At 72.5% G+C, this 18,517-nt stretch carries 10 protein-coding genes; 4 read left to right on the top strand and 6 right to left on the bottom strand.

The genetic code is table 11. The features are described 5' to 3' along the window. Positions 1-617: 617 nt before the first annotated feature. Positions 618-1,064, bottom strand: coding sequence for a transposase family protein (locus tag ABZ725_RS14925; protein WP_358803093.1), 447 nt, complete (start codon positions 1,062-1,064; stop codon positions 618-620). Between the two features lie 892 nt (positions 1,065-1,956). Here ABZ725_RS14925 and ABZ725_RS14930 point away from each other — a divergent pair. Then, the gene (locus ABZ725_RS14930) at positions 1,957-2,379 is read left to right on the top strand and encodes a CHAT domain-containing protein (RefSeq protein WP_358803094.1); all 423 of its coding nucleotides are present in this window, start codon (positions 1,957-1,959) and stop codon (positions 2,377-2,379) included. Positions 2,380-2,975: 596 nt separating this feature from the next. Then, positions 2,976-4,388: a cytochrome gene (locus ABZ725_RS14935; protein WP_358803095.1), complete on the top strand. Its 1,413-nt coding sequence runs from the start codon at positions 2,976-2,978 to the stop codon at positions 4,386-4,388. A 56-nt stretch (positions 4,389-4,444) separates the two neighbouring features. Here ABZ725_RS14935 and ABZ725_RS14940 read toward each other — a convergent pair whose 3' ends face one another. Beyond that, the gene (locus ABZ725_RS14940; protein WP_358803255.1) at positions 4,445-6,901 is read right to left on the bottom strand and encodes a CBM35 domain-containing protein; all 2,457 of its coding nucleotides are present in this window, start codon (positions 6,899-6,901) and stop codon (positions 4,445-4,447) included. Between the two features lie 209 nt (positions 6,902-7,110). On the opposite strand from ABZ725_RS14940, the gene ABZ725_RS14945 reads away from it, so the two are divergent. Both ABZ725_RS14945 and ABZ725_RS14950 read left to right on the top strand, forming a co-directional pair. After that, on the top strand, positions 7,111-9,846 hold the full coding sequence (locus tag ABZ725_RS14945) for a glucosidase (protein ID WP_358803096.1): 2,736 nt from the start codon (positions 7,111-7,113) through the stop codon (positions 9,844-9,846). After that, positions 9,843-11,291, top strand: a complete 1,449-nt coding sequence (locus ABZ725_RS14950) for an alpha-amylase (RefSeq protein ID WP_358803097.1) — start codon at positions 9,843-9,845, stop codon at positions 11,289-11,291. Before ABZ725_RS14945 ends, ABZ725_RS14950 begins: the two co-directional genes overlap by 4 nt. A gap of 3 nt (positions 11,292-11,294) precedes the next feature. On the opposite strand, the gene ABZ725_RS14955 is transcribed toward ABZ725_RS14950, so the two are convergent. The 4 genes from ABZ725_RS14955 to ABZ725_RS14970 all read right to left on the bottom strand — a co-directional run bounded on the left by ABZ725_RS14955 (position 11,295) and on the right by ABZ725_RS14970 (position 18,503). Next, positions 11,295-11,849 (bottom strand): DinB family protein, encoded by a 555-nt coding sequence (locus ABZ725_RS14955; RefSeq protein ID WP_358803098.1) that lies wholly within the window; start codon positions 11,847-11,849, stop codon positions 11,295-11,297. Between the two features lie 101 nt (positions 11,850-11,950). Further along, positions 11,951-13,747, bottom strand: coding sequence for a hypothetical protein (locus tag ABZ725_RS14960; protein WP_358803099.1), 1,797 nt, complete (start codon positions 13,745-13,747; stop codon positions 11,951-11,953). Next, on the bottom strand, positions 13,744-17,328 hold the full coding sequence (locus ABZ725_RS14965) for a DUF5682 family protein (RefSeq protein WP_358803100.1): 3,585 nt from the start codon (positions 17,326-17,328) through the stop codon (positions 13,744-13,746). The genes ABZ725_RS14960 and ABZ725_RS14965 overlap by 4 nt, the downstream gene beginning before the upstream one ends. A 5-nt stretch (positions 17,329-17,333) precedes the next feature. Further along, positions 17,334-18,503 (bottom strand): AAA family ATPase, encoded by a 1,170-nt coding sequence (locus tag ABZ725_RS14970; protein WP_358803101.1) that lies wholly within the window; start codon positions 18,501-18,503, stop codon positions 17,334-17,336. Positions 18,504-18,517: the final 14 nt, after the last annotated feature.

Here is an 18,517-nt window from a genome sequence, read left to right on the forward strand (position 1 = left end):
ACGACGGCGGGGTGACGACGTTGGACGACGCCTCGGAGGGCGCGGAGACGGGCCTGGCCGACACGGGACGAGTTACGTCCTGCACGGGACGAGTTACGGCCTGCCGCGGTTCGGCCACTACTCAGGGTGCGGGAGCCGGGGGAGTTGACGACCGCTCACGTGAAGCTGGTCGCCGGCTCGGTGGACGTTGAGTCTGCCGGATCCGCGTACAGCCTGCACGCCGCGACCGAGCCGGATGCGGGAGGCCTCGCCGCCAAGCCCACCCAGGTGTTCTTCCTCCTCGTCCAAGAGGCCCGCGCCCACGGGGGCGATGCCCGGATGATGGCGGCCGGGGTCGAGCTGGTGCGCCGGGCCGACCGTGCGGTGCTCCTGGAGGACGCGTTGAATCTGTGGATCTTCTACGGCCACAAGGACCCCGGCCTCATGCGCGGCCAGGACTCCGACCCGCGGGACCCGTCGGGCGTCGCTGTCACCGTCCCGGGCAGCGATCCCGACGAGCCCGGCCCGGGCACGGTGGTCAACGTCTCCGGCCTCGCCCATCCGGCCTCGACGCTGACCGGCTTCGGCCGCGTCGCCTCGGTCGCGCTGTTCACGCACTCCGAGACACTCGAGGCCGGCTACGACGACCTGCGCGAGCGCTGTGCCGGGCAGCCCCTCACCCCCGAGGGGCTGCCCGCGTGGGTGATGTCCGCGCAGCTTGCGGGCTTGGCCGGGCCGCACCACAGCACGCGTCCTTCGCTGTCCGCGACCACCATGGATTCGACGGCGTTCTGCTTGTTCTTTCCGGAGATGAACTTGTCCCGACCCTTGCGTCCTTGGGCCGGGCGGCGGACACGGATCTCGGTGCCGTCGATGATGCCTGTCTTCCCGGTTGCGCCGAGGTGGTCGATGACCTCGGCCAGGGTGCGCAGCCGTACGTCGGAGCTGATGGTGCAGCCCCGCTCGGCGAGCAGGGGCCGCACCTCGCCGACGGCCCGGGTGATGCGAGCGGTCCACGCCGAACCAGCAGGCCAGCACGTCGTGGGTGGCCACCCTGGTCCATCTCCGCCACGCGGCCCCGGCACGGAAGGCGTTCAGACCTGGCAGATCCAGGTCACGACCGGCGACGAGGCGGCGGTCGGCAGTCCGCGGGCCACACGCGGCGTGGACTACGGCCGTGGCCTGTACTGGCAGGCGGACAATCTGCGCTGGCGGATGGCCGACGGCCCAGGGTCCCCAGCTCGATCGAGTACGGCGGCTCGGCGCCATACCGGTTGGCGATGTCCAACGCGCCACTGGAGCAGGCGATGTCGAGAATCTGTGCACCGTCGTAGGTGACGATCAGCACGCGCCGTTTGCTGTCCATGCCCTGATACCACTACATTCCGCAACGCCACGAGCCTCACTGTTTGATGGGTAGGTTGGGAACGCTGAAAGCCGTTGGTGGCTGAAGAGCTAGGAAGCTCGGCCGGGTGACTGGCTGCTCTCTATCCGCTCGTGTGGTCGGTGGGGTTCGAACAGCAGGCTGGTTCGGGTGAGTTGAGCGGTGTTGAGGCATGAAGGAAGGGCCTCTTGGCAGCTCGCGGTTGTCGAATCCAGCGAGTTGCAAGAGGCCCTGGTGTTGCAGCGTTGCGTGGTGGTGGCGACGGGTCCAGTCGGTCCACCAGCTCAGGAACGATCCACTCGGTGAGCAACCCGGGTCGGATGTCATCGGATAACCCGATCCATGGATGCATGCCCGGTCAACGAACCAGCACCCCGGCGGTCACCGTGCCGGGGAGAGGAATTACGTGCACCTCTCAAGCAACGGCATTGCGACAACGGCATCAAGTGGCCATGCCTGCCGACTACCCGCCGTGGGACCGCGTCTGCGCGTTCTGTGCGCCGTGAGGCGCTTCTTTTATCCCCGACTCACTCGGGAGGAGCTCGAATCCCAATCTCCAGCGGCAAAAAGAGAAACTCACCGGAACGATTCCTGTGGTGTTGCCGGACGGGGCACTCGCCCAGCTACCGCTCCACGCTGCCGGTCAAGCTCTTCATCAGGCCTGCTCCTCTTATGCGCTGACGCTCGGCATGCTGCGCCGAGCGTCAGCGAACATCGCTGCGTCCCCAGCGCTGCGGCTCCTGGCCGTCGCCATGCCGGAAACGCCGGGTGCCGCACCCATCGAGGGTGCGGCGGCAGAAGCACGGCATCTCGCCGAGCGGTACGGCGCGCAGGTGCTGGCCGGCGAACAAGCCACCCACGACGCGGTATGTGCTGCACTTCCCGACCACGAACTGGTCCACTTCGCCTGTCACAGCGACGGCTCCGGGCTGCCGCTCCACGACCATCGCAACCTGAGTGTGTGCTACCCCGACAGTCCCAGCCTGTGGGCCGCGTTCGTGCACATCGGCCCATGAACCCGAGCCGCAAGTTCGGATCGTATCGCTGACCAGGAACGGCAACGGGCGAGGAAGGCCGCCCTCAACCAGGACTGCCTCGCCACAAGTTGGGACGCTGCGGGCGAACGTCGCGCGGACGAGCGGCCCCTGTTCGCCGTGTGGCGGGACGGCCCCCTTAGCTCTGGCCCGACATCAAGGACAGCCGCTCCTGGGAGGGCGCGATCAAGAACGAGAGCGACGAAGCTATCCGCGACCTCAGGGTGTTCTGAGGCCCGTGCAGTGCGAGTGCGGTATGACCCCGGAATCGGCCTGGTGTGCGCCGCCCTCCCGTTAGTCTGGGGTTGTCCTAACGGAGGTTGGTCGACACCAACAAGGACAACCCCGACCGCCAGGTACGGGTGAGTTTCCTGGGCTGACCCTGCGCCGCTTGCGGGTCGGCCTGCGCACGCAGCGGACCGCGGCCCCGGACACGGCTCGTCGACGGCGGCCGGAGATCGCCCCGAGCCGTGCCCCCGTAGTTCACCCCGGGCGGGGCCTGGGATAAGGTCCCCCCGGTTCCGGTCACCGAATGGGGAGGTGCCGGTACGGGGAGTGTCTGAGGGGCGGGCAGATTGATGGAATCCCAGGTGGGCGATGGCGGATCCGTGGACCTCGAGGGGGCGACGTTGGAGACGTTGTCCCCTGAACCGCTGCTGACCAGGGACTACGAGACTCGCCCTTCGCTCGTCTACGAGAGCCTGCGCCAGCGGTACGGCCCGGTCGCGCCGGTCGATCTGCTCGGCGTGCCCGCCTGGCTGGTCCTCGGCTACCGCGAGGCGCTCGAAGTCCTTCAGGACGACGCCGGGTGGCCGAAGGGGCTGGAGAACTGGCGGGCCCGCTCGGAGGGCCGGGTGCCCGCCGACTGGCCGCTCGGACCGTCCCTGGAGGTCAACCATGTGCTGATCCAGGGCGGCCCCGGTTACCGGCCGCTCAGGACGGCCTGGGACGCGGCTCTCAAACCGTTCCAGGACCCGCGTCACCCCCAGGCGAAGCGGCTGAAGACGGCGGTGACCGTCTACGCCGACGAACTCATCAGCCTGGTGGGGCAGGCGGGCGGCACGGGCCTGGCGGACCTGTCCGCCCAGTTCTCCCGTCCGCTGCCCCTGATGGTGGCCAGCCATCTGCTCGGCTTCCCCGGTTCGCAGGGCGACGATGCGCTGATGGACATGTGGCGGGTACTGGACGCGGGCCCGGACGCGGAGCCGGCACTGGAGAGGCTGCTGGGGGCCCTGGCGGAACTCGCGGCGGTGAAGCTGAAGACGCCGGGGGAGGACTTCCCCTCGTATCTGCTGGCGGCCCACCCCGAACTCTCCCTCGACGAACTGGCCCGTGAGCTGTTCATGCTGCTGGGCATGACCTCCGATCACGTCGGGATCCTCATCTCCAACACGGTGGTCGAAGTCATCTCGGGTGAGGGCGGCGTGCGCGCCAGCCTGTCCGCCGGGATGGTCAGGGAGAGCATGAACCGGGTGGTCATGCGCAAGCCGCCGCTGGTGAACTTCGTTCCGCGGTTCGCGGCCGAGGACACCAAGCTCGGGAACTACACCATCCGCGCGGGCGACCCGGTGTGGGTCTCCTCCGCGGCGGCCCACGCGGACCCGCTCTTCGCCGGCAACGTGTGTCCGAGCACCACGGTCAGTACCCGGGCGCACCTGTCATGGGGCGCGGGCCGGCGCCAGTGCCCGGCGCGCGAGCTCGCCTCGACGGTCGCGGCGGTCGGCGTGGGCCGGCTGTTCGAGCGGTTCACCCACCTGGACCTCGCGCTCCCCGTCGACCAACTGCCGTGGCGTTCCTCGCCGTTCATGCGAGGGCTGCGCTCGTTGCCCGTACGGTACGAGCTCGCCGCGATGCCGCAGCCGCCGTCGGTGCACGCCCCGACAGCGGAGTCGGAGTCGGAATCGGCCGAGACGGCGTTGCCGGACCCGGCCGTCCGGCAGCGCTCGTCGCTGTGGCGCTATCTGACGGGCCTGATCGGCGTCGGCCGCTGATCGGCCGCTGACAGGCCGTCCGCCGAAATCGCAGCCCGGCTCTCGGAGGAGCCGGGCTACGACTGGCGGACGACCCGGCCCAGTTCGATGCGGTCGATGTTCGGGGCCCAGGCGCTCGCGTTCCCGAAGGTCACTCTGTTGGCGCCCTTCTCCAGGTCGACGGGGACGCCCAGCGTCCAGTAGTCGTCCGAGCTCCAGGTGTTCTTGAAGGTGACCCTTCGCGGCGCTCCGGCGCCGACCGTGATGTCCGCCGTACGGGACGCGATGTCCGTGTTGTAGGCGTGGCCGTTGTCGCGGCGGTCGTTGTGCGCGTAGTGGACGACCAGCATGTGCCGGCCGGCGGTGGGCGCGTGCACGGTGAACTCGGCTGTGCTGGAAGGGCTGTTGCCGAGCTCGCCGATGCAGGAGCCCCCGAAGGCGTGGACGGAGTCGACGAGCCTCGCTCCTCCCGTGAGGACGGCGGACGCGGCCTGGTAGGAGAGGGTGCCGGTGGTCGAGCCTTCGCCCGAGACGTCGAGGGACCGGACCGCCGCGTGGCCGGCGGTCAGCGTGACACGGTTGTTGCCCGCGACCAGGTAGAGCCGCAGCGGCCGGCTCGGCGTCGCTGTCACCAGCTCGCCGTGCACGGTGAGCCGGACCGCCGCCGAGGTGCGCGGCACCACCGTGTAGTAGCCGTCGCGCGGGGCGTACACGTCGAAGACGGCCTTGTCGCCCTTGCGCAGAACGAGGGCGCCCGTGCCCACTCCGGCCGACGAGGAGTAGTCGTACGACGGGTTCCCGCCGATGTCCGCGAGCGTCGCCTCGTACGACGCCGACGGGGCGCCGGTGCGCGCGGTCAGGTCGATGCGGTCGAGGGTGACCTCGGCGTCGCCCTTGGCGAGCGTCAGCACATGGGAGCCGGCGGACAGCTCCACGCCGAGGTCCTTTCTGGCGCGGTAGTGCCAGTTCTGTGTGGAGGGATACGTCACCGTGACCGGTTCCGCGCCGTCGACCGACAGCTTCTGGGTGGCCGGGGCGCCGGACTGGTTGCCGTACAGGATCGCCAGGTCGTACATGCCGTCCACCGGTACGGCCACCGTGAAGTCGACCTTGCTGGAAGCGGTGTCGAGGGGGCCGACGTCCTTCGTGCCGGAGGCCGCATAGCCGTTGGGGTCGCTCACCGTTCCGTGGGTCTGGATCCGGCCGCCCGTGACGGCCGCGTCCTCGGCCTCGTACGACGCCGACCAGGGGACGGCGGCGGGGGCCGGGGTACCCGTGCCGCCCGGGGTGAGGACGAGCCGGTACGCCGACATCCGGCGCAGGCCGCGCAGCGGGACGGTCACCGAGCCGTCGTCCGCCACCTCGAGCTTCGTCCGCATGACGACGTGCGGAGCGGCGTGCCGCCCCTCGTAGCCCGACCAGGCGGCCTCGGCGACGGTCACGCCGACCGCACGGCCGAAGACGGACCGGGGGAGGTGGTGCACCACGACGTCCGCGTCGCCGTCCGAGCCGCCGAGCAGCACCTGGGCCTGGCGGCGTGAGATGTCGAGGGAGGCGAGACCCTGGAGGGTGTCGACGGTGTTCGGCTGCGGCGGGGTGACGCCGACCGTGTCGCCGGTGAGCCCCGCGTACCAACGGAACAGCCACCAGCCGCCGTTGGGGATGTTCGTCCGCACCACATTGCCGTCCAGGTTGCCGGCGGCGTCCCAGTAGGCCTGGTTGGCGTACACCTTGTTGCGCTCGAACATCGAGACCCACTGCACGAGTTGCCCCGGCACGGACAGGTCACGGCGGTTGGCGTACTCGTCGATGCTGATCCTCAGCGGTGGGATGCCCAACTCACCCTCGATGCAACGATAGTCGTCGTAGTGCTCCTGGAAGTCCCGCAGTGAGCCCGAGTCCAACTCGTGCCAGGTCAGCACCTGGGGCAGGACGTTCTCCCGCTTGGCGAAGGCGAGGAAGTCGGTCAACAGGCGGGCGTGGTAGGCGGCTTCGTTGGGGCCCGCGATCCTCGCGTCGGGGTCGACCGCACGGATGCGCTCGTACACGGTCTTCCAGTCCCGAAAGAAGCGGTCGCGGTTGGCCTCGTACTGCTTCTGGTCGGCGACGCCGAGGTCGTACCAGATCTGGTCGGGCTCGTTGAACGGGATGTAGACGAAGCGGTCGCCGCTCGGGTCGGCCGACACCTCCTTGACGATCTCGTCGACCTTGGGGAGGTAGTCGTCGATGCCGAGATCCTCGTACGGCCACTGGGCGTAGACGTCCTGCATCAGCACGTTGATCTCCCCGCCGCCGTTGCGGAAGAACGACCTGGAGACCGAGAGCGCGTCCCCGTTGGGATGCTGGGCGCCGCCCTCCGGCTTCTGCGAGACGCTGGTGATCTTCAACGGCTCCAGTACGGCGTCGCCGGGCACGCCGTCGTCGCTCAGCCCGTAGAGCGCGCCGTTCGCGCCGAGGAGCACCGGGCCCTCGGAGACGGCGAGGTCGACGGTGAGGCGCCTCGGCAGAGCCTCTATGTGACCGGTCACGTTCATGCGGGGATTGTGATCGGTCACATACGGGCCGTCAAGAGCGCCGGCGATCGTCGGGTCGTCGGACGGCCGACCGTCGAACTCCACGCCCGTCATCCGTTCGGCCCAACTGGAGCCGATGCACCGGCCATGTCATTGCGGGCCGGTGCCGGACGGTCGAGGGTGGACGTACGGCTCCGGGCGACGCCGGGCCGTGGCGAGGAGGACGGGCGATGACGGACGGCGACGGCGCGGCGGACGCCGAACGGCGGCGGCTGGCGGAGGCCGACGGGGGCGCGGCGCCCTGGCGGCGCTGGGGACCCTATCTGAGCGAGCGCCAGTGGGGGACGGTCCGCGAGGACTACAGCACCGACGGCGACGCCTGGTCGTACTTCACCCACGACCAGGCCCGCTCGCGCGCCTACCGCTGGGGCGAGGACGGCATCGCCGGCGTCAGCGACGACAAGCAGCGGCTCTGCTTCGCCCTGGCTCTGTGGAACGGCCGCGACCCGATCCTCAAGGAGCGGATGTTCGGGCTGACCAACAGCGAGGGCAACCACGGCGAGGACGTCAAGGAGTACTACTTCTACCTCGACAACACGCCCACGCACTCGTACATGAAGTACCTCTACAAGTACCCGCAGGGCGAGTTCCCCTACGCCGACCTCGTCGACGCCAACCGGGCGCGCGGCCGCCGCGACGTGGAGTACGAACTCCTCGACACCGGAGCCTTCGACGAGAACCGCTACTTCGATGTGTTCGTCGAGTACGCGAAGGCGGGACCCGAGGATCTGCTGATCGAGATCACGGCGCACAACCGCGGCCCCGACGACGCCGTGCTTCACCTGCTGCCGACCCTGTGGTTCCGGCACACCTGGTCCTGGGCGGGCGGCGAGGCCGTGCCCGGACTGCGCGCGACGGACGGGGGCATCCGCGCCGACCACGAGGAACTCGGCCCGCGCTGGCTCTACCACGACGGCACGGCGGAACTCCTGTTCACCGGCAACGAGACCGACAACGAGCGGATCTTCGGGAGCCCGAACGCCACCCCCTATGTGAAGGACGGCATCGGCCGCTACGTCGTCCACGGCGAGACCGCTGCCGTCGACCCCGCGCGCACCGGCACCAAGGCGGCCGTCCACCAGGCGCTCACCGTCCCCGGCGGCGGCAGCAGGACCCTCCGGCTGCGCCTGACCGACACCGAACTCGCCGACCCCTGGCGGGAGTTCGACGCGACCGTGGACCTGCGCCGGAGCGAGGCCGACGCCTTCTACGACGGCCTCACCCCGGACGGCATGGCCGAGGACGAACGACACCTCGTCCGGCAGGCGCTGGCCGGCATGCTGTGGAGCAAGCAGTACTACGGCCTGGACGTCGCGCGCTGGCTCGCCGAGCACGGCGCCGACCCGCTCGCCGCCGACCCCCGGATCCGCAACAGCGCCTGGTACCACATGGTCAACGACGAGATCATGTCGATGCCGGACACCTGGGAGTACCCGTGGTTCGCGGCCTGGGACCTCGCCTTCCACACCCTCGCCCTGGCCATGGTCGACATTGCCTTCGCCAAGGGGCAGTTGGAGCTGCTGCTGCGCCGCCTATATCTGCACCCCAACGGCCAGATCCCGGCGTACGAGTGGAACTTCGGCGATGTCAACCCGCCCGTGCACGCCTGGGCCACCCTCTTCGTCTACGAACTGGAGAAGCACCGCACCGGACGCGCCGACCGCGCCTTCCTGGAGAACGCCTTCCACAAGCTGATGAAGAACTTCTCCTGGTGGCTCAACCGCAAGGACGTCGACGGCAACAACGTCTTCCAGGGCGGCTTCCTCGGCCTCGACAACATCGGCGTCTTCGACCGCAGCGCCCCGCTGCCCACCGGCGGCCATCTCGACCAGGCCGACGGCACCGCCTGGATGGCGCTGTACTGCCAGAACCTCCTGGACATCGCGATCGAACTGGCCGTCGACAACCCGGTGTACGTCGAGCAGGCGCAGACCCTGTTCGAGCACTTCGCGTGGATCGCCGTCGCCATGAACCGCGTCGGCAAGGACAACGCCAGCCTCTGGGACGAGGAGGACGGCTTCTTCTACGACGTCCTGCGGCTGCCCGACGGCACCGCGACCCCGCTGAAGGTGCGCTCGCTGGTCGGCTTGATACCGCTGGCGGCGACCAGCGTGATCGGCGGCCGGGCGGACCAGCGATTCCCCCAACTGGTGCAGGGCGCAAAGGAGTTCATCGAACGACACCCGGCCGTCGAGGCCTTCGTCTCCCAGCACGTCACCGCGGACCCCAATGCCGACGGCCGTTATCTCTTCGCCCTGTTCGGCGAGGACCGGCTGCGCCGCGTCCTGGCCCGCATGCTCGACGAGGACGAGTTCCTCGGCCCGCACGGCATCCGTTCCCTCTCCCGCCACCACGCCGACCACCCGTACACCTTCGAGGTGCACGGCCGGACCTACGGCGTCGGCTATCTGCCGGCCGAGTCCGACTCGGGGATGTTCGGCGGCAACTCCAACTGGCGCGGACCCGTGTGGTTCCCGATCAACCTGCTCCTGATCCGGGCGCTGCTGAACCTGCACGGCTACCACGGCCCCGACTTCCGTGTGGAGTGCCCGACCGGCTCCGGACGCCTGATGAACCTCTACGAGGTCGCCCGCGAGATCTCCGACCGGCTCACCGCCACCTTCCTGCGGGACGCCGACGGCCACCGCCCGGTGCACGGCGCGCAGCCCCAGTTCGCCAAGGACCCGCACTGGAAGGACCTGATCCTGTTCTACGAGTACTTCCACGGCGACAACGGCGCGGGCCTCGGCGCCTCCCACCAGACCGGCTGGACCGGACTGGTGGCCGCCACCACCACGCTGTTCCACACCCTCACCGCCGACGAATGGCAGCGCGGCAGCCGGGAGTCCCTGCGGCCGAAGGGCGAGGGCAGCTCCGACGGCAACCGTGAGGAGCCGCTGTCATGACGGTGCTCTACGAGATCAACACCGTTGTCTGGCTGGGTGAGTTGAGCGTCCGACACGGTCGCCGCGTCACCCTCGGGGACGTGCCCGGCGAGGCCTGGGACGAGATCGCCGTGCCCGGTGTCGACACGGTCTGGCTGATGGGCGTCTGGCAGCGCAGCCCCGCCGGGCTGCGGATCGCACTGCGCGACGAGGGCCTGCTGACCTCGTTCCGCGAGGCCCTGCCCGATCTCACCGACGCCGACATCGTCGGCTCCCCCTACTGCGTACGGGACTACGTCGTCGACGCAGCCCTCGGCGGACCGGACGGACTGGCCGCCGCCCGGGTCCAACTGGCCCTACGCGGACTGCGGTTGATCCTCGACCACGTCCCCAACCATGTCGCCCCCGACCATCCCTGGCTCACCGCGCACCCCGACCGCCTGATCCAGGGCACCGCGGACGACCTGGCGCGGGCGCCGGGCGACTTCGTCGAGGCCGCCGACCGCGTCTACGCCCGCGGCCGGGACCCGTTCTTCCCGCCCTGGCCGGACGTCGTCCAGCTGAACGCCTTCAGCGACGGCCTGCGCGCGGCGACCGTGGACACGCTGGTGGCCATCGGCGACCAGGCGGACGGCGTGCGCTGCGACATGGCGATGCTGCTGATGAACGACGTCTTCGCGAAGACCTGGGGCGACCGGGCGGGACCGGTGCCCGCCGAGGACTTCTGGCCGTATGTCCTTCCGCGGGTCCGTGAGCGCCACCCCGACCTGCTCTTCGTCGCGGAGGCGTACTGGGACCTCGAGTGGTCCCTTCAGCAGCAGGGCTTCGACCACTGCTACGACAAACGGCTCCACGATCGTCTGGTCCACGAGGACGCCGACTCCGTGCGCGCCCATCTCCGGGCCGACCTCGCCTACCAGCGAGGCCTGGTCCGCTTCCTGGAGAACCACGACGAGCCACGGGCCGCCGCCACCCTGCCCGGTGCGCGCGGCCGGGCGGCCGCCGTCACCGTGGCGACCCTGCCCGGCGCGACCCTCTGGCACGAGGGCCAGTTCGAGGGGCGCCGGGTACGGCCGCCGGTGTTCCTCGCGCGCAGACCGCGGGAGCCCGTCGACGAGCCGGCGCGCGACTTCCACCGCCGTCTGCTGCCGGCCGCGGTCGCCGTCCGCCGGGGCGAATGGCGACCGCTCGCCCCGACGGGCTGGCCGGACAACGACACCTGCCGCAACCTGCTGGCCTGGACCTGGACCCACCCGGACGCCCGCCATCTGGTCGTCGTCAACCAATCCGACCGCCCGGCCCAGGCCCGACTGCCCCTGCCCTGGGGCGACCTGCGTGGACACGATCACCGCCTGACCGACCTGCTCACCTCGCAGTCGTACGACCGCGCCGGCGACGAACTGACCGACCCGGGCCTGTTCGTGGCCCTGGAGGCCTGGCAGGCGCACGTCTTCGAAGTCGGGTGATGGTCAGCCCATGCTCTTCGCGCCGTCGATGGCCTCACGGATGATGTCCGCGTGACCGGCGTGCTGCGCGGTCTCGCCGACGATGTGCATCAGGACCCGGCGGGCCGACTGCCGAGCGCCCGGCTCGTTCCACGGGGCCGCCGGCAGCTCGTGATCCGCGTCCAGATCGGGCAGCGACACGACCAGTTCATCGGTACGACGGGCCACCTCTTCGTACTCCTTCAGCACCCCGGCCAGCGTCTCGCCGGGCAGCATCCGGAACTCGGCGGCCCGCGCGGCCCAGTCGTCCTCCGTCATCTTGGTGAAGTCGGGCATCCCCGACGGGCCCTCCAGGATGAACTTCACCCAGTTGCGCTCCACGGAGGCGACGTGCTTGATCAGACCCCCGAGACACAGCTCGCTCACGGTGGACCGCTGCCCGGCCTGCTCGTCGGTGAGGTCGCGGGTGGTGAAGCGCAGGAAGTGCCGGTGCTCGGCGAGCGTCTCCAGCAGGTCGGCGCGCTCGCGGCTGACGGCCGGGGCTGCGGCGGTCTCTTCGAGGGGGGTGGGCTGGCTCATGACGGCCTCCGTGAGTGCTGTTCCGGGATCATCTGTCCCGCGGTCACTTTCTCCCGCGGTCACGAGCACCACGTTAGGACCGATAGAGGTCAGATCCTGACCTAGATGCGCACGCCTTCCGGTGAAGTCGTCACCCCTTGCCCGCTCGCTCCCCACGCCGCCGCGCACAGCGCCCGTTCGACCTCGGCGGTGTACACGGCCGAGGCCAGCCAGGCGCGGGCGAAGCGGTCGGCGTCGGCCGGGAGCAGACGGCCGAAGGCGTCGCGGGAGCGGTCCGCGGCGGCGGCCTGAAGTTCGTCGAGGAGGTCGGCGGCGGTGGCGAGACCGACCCGACGCAGCCGCCCTCCGTCGCCCGCCCCGCCGCCGGGGAAGGACAGCACCCGGCGGCCCCCCGACACGGTCTGCTGCACTCGACGACCGAGGAGGTGCAGCGGGGCCTCGTCCACGGGGGGAGCGGAGGCGGGCGAGGCCGCCGCCGCGGGCAGGTCCGCGCGTTGCAGACGGTCCAGCCCCAGGTCCACCCGGGCGTCGGCCCCGGCGGGGTGTTCGGCGGCCAGCAGCAGCGCGCGCGGCACCGGCCCCGGCGCGAGACGGGCGACGATCCGCAGCCGCTTGCCCCGGGCGGCGGCCAGCAGACGGAGATTGTCGCGGTACGGGAGCGCGGGGTCGTCGTGCGCCATGGCGAGCCGGAGCGCGAGGCCGTCGCAGTCGGCCAGCAGACAGTCGCCCGTCGCCTCACGGACCGTGCCCGCCAGGGTGACGTCGAGGAAGAGCAGGCCGTGGCCGTCACCGGGGCCGCCGCTCAGGGCCCGGGCGACCTGCTCGGCGGCGGGCACCGTCCACAGCCGGTCGAGCGGCGCCTCGCTCCAGGCGGCGCCGACCGCCCGCACCGCCCGCACCCCCGCCCCCGCGCCGAGCCGACCCGTCGGGGAGACGGTCGCACCGGAGACCGCGAGCCCCGCGCGCGACAGCTCACGGTGGGTCAGGGAGGCGTCGCCGATCCGCACGGCGCGGTCGGCGGCGCCGGTCGCCCGACCCGGACCGCCCGGGGCCACGTCGGAGACCGTGTAGAGGCGACCTTCGGTGTCGGCGGTCCAGGTGACCGCGCCCGCGTACCCGCTCGCCGTCAGGATCGGCTCGGAGAAGAGCCCGTACAGCCGCAGGGAGCCGTCCGGGGTGTACGGCTGCCGTACGGAGCCGCGCAGTTCGGCCAGGTCCCGCCCGGTCGCGAACGGCAGGCGGTGGGCCACGCCGAGGACGCTACGGAGGGCGTCGACGAGATCGGGCAGTCGGTACGCGGGATCGGCGGAGCGCGCCGCGCGTACCCCGGTGACGACGGAGACCGCCGAGGCGGCGGCCCGGGGGAGACCCGCGAGCCGTGCGCTGTGCGCGGCCCGCAGCAGCTCCGCCTGGAGCACGGCGCCGGAGCCGTCCGTACCGGCCGCGAGCACGGCGGCCGCCGCCTCGAACACGGCCCGCGCGGCGGCGAGTCGGTCGGGAGCGGCGGTCTCGACGGCCGACGGCTGCGAGGACTCTTCGCCCTCGGCCGTCTCCTTCTGCGAGTTCTGCGAGCTCTGCGAGGGCGCAGGCGACGCGTCGGCAGTGTCGTCGGCGACCGGTGCGGCCGAGGCCGCCGCCGCTCGGTGCAGACAGTCGGGCGCGAGCAGACAACCGCAGCGGATCGCGTCCGCGTCGGTCACCGTGCCGCCGGGGGCGTGCAGTTCGAGGTCGGTGTCGTCGTCCACGGCGATCCGCACGGTGTCGCCCTCGCGGACGACCGGACGGGCCGCCAGCTTGGCGATGCCCGCGTCCAGCCGCTTGCGCAGCCGGGGCGAGAGCGCCTCGACGAGTTCGGCGGTGACGGCCGGGGCGACCGGAGGCAACAGGTCCGGGCTCATGCGATCTTCTCCCCTACCCAGCGGGCCAGTTCGAGCGGACTGAGAGCGGCGACGGGCATGCCCGCGGCGACGAGCTGACCCGCGACGCCCGTGGAGTAGCGCGGCCGCCCCGTGTCGTCGAGGCTGGCGCAGCCCAGCACATGACAGCCCGCGCCGACCAGCGCCCGCACCTCGGCGAGCAGCCCGCCGAGCGGATAGCCCTCCTCGAAGTCGCTGACGACCACGACAAGGGTCCGCGACGGCACGGTGACGAGCTCGCGCGCGTGCCGCAGACCCGCCGCGATGTGCGTGCCGCCGCCCACGCTGACCTCCAGCAGCAGCGACAGCGGGTCCTCGACATGGCCGGTGAGGTCGATGACCTCCGTGGAGAAGGCCAGGAAGTGCGTGGACAGGGTCGGCACCCCGGCCAGCACCGAGGCGGTCAGCGCGGCCCACACCGTCGACGCCTCCATGGACCCCGACACGTCCGTGACCAGGATCAGCCGCCAGTCGGCCGCCCGCCGCGCCCGGGTACGGAACACCGGGCGCTCGGGGATGACCTGGACCGTGCCGTCCGGCCCGCGCCGGGCGGTCGCCAGGTTGGCGCGCAGCGTGCGGGGCAGATCGAGGCCGCCGCCCGGCCGCCGGCTCGGGCGCGGCAGCGCCGTACCGTGCAGGGCGGGCCGCAGCCGCGTGGCCAGCTGCCGGGTCAACGCCTCGACCAGCCGCCGTACGAGCGGTCGCAGCGCGGCCAGCCGGGCCTCGGGCAACCCGCCCGCATGCCGCAGCACCGTGCGCAGCAGATCGACCGAGGGGCGCACGCTGTCCGCGTCGAGTTCCGCGAGCACGTCCCTGCGGCCCGACGCGGCTGCCGCCGCCAGCACCTCCTCCCGGATGCCCGGGCCGAACAGCACGGCCAGCTCCTGCGCCCACTCCCGCACCCCGGGATACGGCGTCTCCCGGCCGCCCCCGGCCCCCGGGCCCGTCAGATCCCCTCTGCTGCCCTCGCCGCGCCCGCTGCCGTACAGTTCGTCCAGAGCGGTGGCCAACGAGCGGGCGGACGACGGGAGTTGATCGCGACGGCGGCCCAGCACGAGCCGCCAGCGGTCGGCGGGGGAGAGGAGCCGCTCCTCGGCCTCGGGCCCCTCGCCCCCCGAGGGCGCGACCTCTGCGGGGAGGTCCCGGTCGACGAGGTCTCGGCGGGTGTCGCCCGCTGTCGCCGGCAGCAGTCCCAGCGACCGCAGCATCGCGCGGGCCGCGAGGTCCGCGCCGGCCCATGCGGCGAGCGCGGCCGGATCCAGGCCCTCGGTGTCGGCCACGCGCCCGGCGCCGAGGCGTTCCTCGACGGACGCGAGGAGACGGTCGCGCGCCGCCGGGCTCAGCGTCTCGAACCCGCCCCGCAGCGCGGGGAGCCGGTCGAGGAACTCCCGGTCGGGCAACTCCGAGACCCGGCCCAGCAGGGGCTCCAGCGCGGGCGCCGCGGCCTCCAGCAGCGGACCCGCGGCGGTCAGCAGCCCGCTCAGCCGGGCGGTCAGGGCCGACCGCGAGTCGGGATCGACGGCGCCGTCCACCCAGGACGCGACCCGGTCGCCGAAGGCCCGGGCGTCCTCCTGCCCGAGCAGCACCCGGACGGCCCCGGCGGCGCCGCGCATCAGCGGTGAGCCCTCGGCGGCCAGCCGGGCCAGCGCCTCGGTGAGCCGGACGCCGCCCAACAGGTCGGCCCGGTGGGCGAGTTCGAGCAGGGCATGGGCGTCGGCCGGATCCTCGGCACCGGTCAGGCCGTCCACCTGCCGTACCGCGGCCGCGGTGAGCAGCTCGGCGACGGCGGCCGCCCGCGCCGCCCGGTCCTCGTCGGAGCCGAGCCCCGGCACATGACCGGCCCGCAGCCGGTCCGACAGCTCCAGGCCGGCGAGGAGTTCGGGCAGCGTGCCGGCCTGGGGCAGTACCTCGGCGACATCGTCGAGCCGCTCCTGCGTGAGCGCGGGCAGCCCGCACTCCGCGGCTTCCGCGAGTCCTTGCAGGACCTGCGCGGCCGTCGACCCGCCCGCGTCCCGCTCAGCGCGCCGCCGCTCCCGCAGCACTCCCTCGGCCGCCTGGGCAGCGGTGACCCCGCGCACGCCGGCCGCGGTCAGCATGGCCGCCGTCGCCGGCGTCCAACGCACCTCCCAGCGGGAGGTGAGGGCCTCGGCGCCGCCCGCGCCGACCACCTCCTTGGGCTCCCCGTACGGCACCCCGCACACCGTCAGCCGGCGCAGCAGCAGTTCACGGCGGCGGTCCAGGTCGGAGCGCAGCGGGTCGAGCCGTAGATCCCGGGTCGCACCCGAGGCGCTCTCCGGGCCCGGCAGGCCCAGCGTCCCGACCTCGGCCTCGACCGCCGGGGCGAGACCGCTGCGCGGCGCGGCCGGCGCCGGCCGTCCGGTGCGCGTGCCGACGAGCACCCGCTCCATCGCCCGCGCGACAGCCCGCCCCCGCCCGTACGGCTCACCCTGCGCGAGGACCGTCTGCACCGCCTCGACCAACTCGCCACGGCCCGCGGCGGGCAGCCCGCGCAGCCGGGCGAGGTCCGAGGCGAGCCGGGTGATCTCGCGCGCGTCGGCGGGCCCGGACGGATGCCCGAGACCCCGCAACTCCGCGCACACCCGCACGGCGGCCCGCGTCAGCGACTCCTCCAACGCCGCCGGATCCCCCGCCGCCCGGAACACCGTGTCCTGCCACTCCGGGTCCCGGATCCCGGCCGGATAACCGGACCGCTCGTCGAGCAGCGCATAGGCATACGGAATCAACGAGGTGACCCACGAAGTCCGTCCAGGAGCAACGGAGTCACCCCGCTCACCGCGCCCCGGCCCACCCGCTTCGCCGGGCCCCTCGACTGCCGCTCCTGCTCCCTCCGCCGTGGTCGCTGTCGTTCCGGTCAGCGCCGGGGCGTGGAAGGCCCCGACGATCACGGCGGCGCGTTCGCCGTGGGCCGTGGCCTCGGCGATCCGGCAGCGCATCCAGTGCTCGCGCCGCAGGTCCAGCTCCGGTACGCCGTCGGCGGCGACCGCGTCCTGGCGCAGCGCCCACCCCGTCAGCAGGGCCGCCCGGCGCAGGGCCTCGGGCGGGGAGCCCGGGGCGGTGGCCTCGACGAGCCGGTCCCACAGGTCGTCCCCGGGGCGGCCGGTGAGCCGGGCCCGCAGCGCGCCGGTGAGTCCGAGGGGCTCGCCCTGCGCCGAGCCCTCGCGTCCCTCGCCCCACGCCCGGTCCGCCAGGGGCAGATCGCAGGCGATCACCGGGACGCCGTGCCGGGCGGCCCAGCGCACGGCGGCCAGCTCGGGGGAGAAGTCGGCGAACGGATAGAACGCCGGCCCGCCGCCGCCCCGTCCGTCGGCGGGCGCCGCGGCGAGGGCGACCGGCGCCCGGGTCTCCTCGTGCCCGAGCCACGGCAGCCACTCCTGCAGCTCGGCCGGCAGCTCGACGAGCAGCACGTCCGGCTTCGCCTCGTCCAGCAGCGCGGGCATGGCGGCCGCCAGTGAGGGCGCGTGGTGCCGTACGCCGATCAGGTGGGGCGCGGCCGGGTCGGTGAGCGCGGCGAGGGCCTCGTCGAGGTGGGACAGGTGGGACACGGCCGTCAGCCCTCCAGCACGGTGCGCAGGTCCCACAGGGTGCGCCAGGTGGCGGAGCCCTGTTCGGCGCGGCGGCGGACGGGGCCGTCCCAGTAGCCGCGCAGCCGGGCCGCGTCGGCGGGGTCGTCCTTGCGGACCACGCCCAGCAGATGGCCCGGGAGCAGCCCCAGCACATCACGGTCGCCGGGGAAGTAGGCCGCCGCGAGCGCCAGCGCGCCCGCGACGGACACCGCCTCCGCGGTGCTCATCACCGTGGACGGCCGCTCCACCTCCCAGCCCTCCGCCGACCGCCCCTCGCGCAGGTCGCGGAAGGCGGTGACCAGTGCCTCCAGCACGGCGTCGTCGACCTGGAAGGGCGCCCCGGCCCGCTCCACCGAGGCCCGTGCCTGGCTGCGCACCAGTGCCGTCTCCGCGTCGAGGTCCGGGATCGGGCCGACGGTCTCGAAGTTGAAGCGGCGCTTGAGGGCCGCGGACATCTCCGAGACGCCCTTGTCCCGCAGGTTGGCGGTGGCGATCAGGTTGAAGCCCGGCGCGGCATGGGCCAACGCGTCGTCGCTGCCCGCCAGTTCGGGCACGGCGATGCGCCGCTCGGACAACAGCGAGACCAGGGAGTCCTGTACCTCGGGCAGACAGCGGGTGACCTCCTCGACCCGGGCGATGGCGCCCCGGGACATGGCGGTCAGCACCGGTGAGGGCACCAGCGCCTGTCGGCTCGGCCCCTGCGCCAGCAACAGGGCGTAGTTCCAGCCGTACTTGAGCTGATCCTCCGTGGTGCCGGCCGTGCCCTGCACGACCAGACCGCTGGTGCCGCACACGGCGGTGGACAGCAGCTCGGACAGCATCGACTTGGCGGTGCCTGGCTCGCCGACGAGCAGCAGACCGCGCTCACCCGCGAGCGTGACCACACACCGCTCCACCAGCGCCCGGTCGCCGACGAACTTGCCCTGCACGACCAGCCGGCGCGGCACCCCGTCCGCCGCCTCGGCGCCCTCGGGCAGCTTCAGGGCCCGGCCGTCGCTGCCCATCACGAACGTGACGACGGCACGCGGGGTGAGCCGCCAGGCGGGCGGGCGGGGCCCGTCGTCGTACGCGGCGAGGAAGGCCAGCTCGGCGGCGTACAGGTCCTCGGGCGGGACGATCTGCCGGACGGGGGCGGGGGACACGGTGGTGGTCATCGGTGCGCGCTCTT

The sequence above is a fragment of the Streptomyces sp. NPDC006872 genome, from assembly GCF_040635845.1.
Classification (GTDB): domain Bacteria; phylum Actinomycetota; class Actinomycetes; order Streptomycetales; family Streptomycetaceae; genus Streptomyces.